Raw genomic sequence first — 1,914 nt, 5'->3', positions numbered from 1 at the left:
GCCGAGGGGCTTCAGAATGCGCTCTGGTCAGCTGGCGGCGTCCCGCTTTATCATCGCAGCGACAGCCTCTCGGCCGCCTTCCGGAACCTTGATGCGCAAGCCCAGACCGATCTCACCGCGCGCTACGAGGCTCTGTGTGCCCATTACAAGATGACGCCAACACGCAACAACAAGGGCGTGGCGCACGAGAACGGCTCAATCGAAAGCGCGCATGGGCATCTCAAGGGCGCGATCCGAGATGCGCTGCTGATGCGCGGCAGTTCCGACTTCGAAGACCTCGGAGCCTACCGTGCTTTTGTCGACGAGATTGTCGGTCGGCGGAACGCATATCATGGCAAGGGGATAGCCGTCGAGCGTCCGCATCTTCAGGATCTGCCCGAACGCCGCAGCACGGATTTTGAGGAGGTGATTGTCACCGTCACCAGCACCGGAGGCTTCATCCTGCGCAAGGTCTTCTACACCGTGCCCTCGCGCCTGATAGGTCACCGGCTGCGCGTGCGCCTGTTCGATGACCGGCTGGATCTTTTTATTGGGGGCACCCACCTGATGACGCTGCCCAGGGGGCGGGCGAAGGCGAATGGTAAACACGACCAGGTGGTGAACTATCACCATGTCATCCATTCGCTGCGTAAAAAGCCCATGGCTCTTTTGCATCTCGTATATCGCGACAAGCTCTTCCCACGGGCAGAGTATCGGCGGGCCTTCGAGGCGCTTGCCACCAGATTGCCTGAACGGCAGGCTTGCAAGGCCACGGTCGAGCTGCTCAGCCTTGCCCATGACCGCAATTGCGAGGCTGCGCTGGCACTGGAATTAGCCAAGATCCTCGAGGTCGGCGATATTCCTGACGTTGGCGTCCTGCGAAGCAAGTTCGCGCCGGACCCGGCCAGCTTGCCTACTGTCACGGTGCGGTCCGTCTCCCTGGACAGCTATGAAGCCCTACTAGGATCGACAAACAAAGTGGGAGAGCACGCATGAAGACCTCCCACACCGTTGACGTGGCGCGCCTTGGCATCATGCTGAACGATCTGCGGCTGCCCACCATCAAGACCCTCTGGCCACAGTTCGCCGAGCAAGCCGACAAGGAGGGCTGGCCGGCCGCACGTTTCCTGGCCGCCATCGCCGAACACGAACTTGCTGAACGCGCTCACCGCAGGGTTGCTCGTCATCTCGCCGAAGCGCACCTGCCGTCTGGCAAGACCTTGGATAGCTTCGACTTCAATGCCGTTCCGATGATCTCGAAGGCGCAGGTGATGGCCATGGCTGCAGGCGACAGCTGGCTGTCCCAGGGCGCAAATGTCCTTATGTTCGGCCCACCTGGTGGCGGTAAAAGCCATCTCGCTGCCGCCATCGGCCTGGCGCTGATCGAGAACGGCTGGCGGGTCATATTCACCAGAACCACTGATCTGGTCCAGAAACTGCAGGTTGCCCGTCGCGAACTGCAACTCGAGGCCGCCATCGCCAAGCTCGACAAATTTGATCTGCTGATCCTCGATGACCTTGCCTATGTCACCAAGGATCAGGCCGAGACCAGCGTTCTATTCGAACTCATCTCGGCGCGATACGAAAGGCGCTCCACTCTGATCACCGCCAATCAGCCGTTCGGCGAATGGAACAGGGTCTTCCCCGATCCCGCCATGACACTCGCGGCCGTCGACAGGCTTGTTCATCATGCGACCATCTTCGAAATGAATGTCGAGAGCTACCGGCGGCGATCCGCGCTCGAAGCCAAACGCAAGCGAGGCAGGCCTGCCACATACGCGACAATCAACAACACACCGCTGATTGACGCGGAGCGACAAACAACAGACGAAGAAAATCTTGCCGACGGCAATAACGATGATATCGTCACAGATGCCGCGACATAGAATCTCATCATGATTGTCGCCGCCGTCTCACCCAGATTGTCGCGCTATA

At 59.8% G+C, this 1,914-nt stretch carries 1 protein-coding gene and 1 pseudogene; both read left to right on the top strand.

All coding sequences use genetic code 11. From position 1 onward, the window contains the following. Positions 1 to 975, top strand: a pseudogene (locus tag BM174_RS20695) (DDE-type integrase/transposase/recombinase); the annotation flags it as partial. Then, positions 972 to 1,865, top strand: a complete 894-nt coding sequence (gene istB / locus BM174_RS20690; protein ID WP_093925673.1) for an IS21-like element helper ATPase IstB — start codon at positions 972 to 974, stop codon at positions 1,863 to 1,865. The pseudogene BM174_RS20695 and the gene istB, both read left to right, overlap by 4 nt. Positions 1,866 to 1,914 lie beyond the last annotated feature (49 nt).

The organism is Sulfitobacter brevis, from assembly GCF_900112755.1.
GTDB lineage: Bacteria > Pseudomonadota > Alphaproteobacteria > Rhodobacterales > Rhodobacteraceae > Sulfitobacter > Sulfitobacter brevis.
This window is presented reverse-complemented; position numbering and strand designations above follow the sequence as displayed.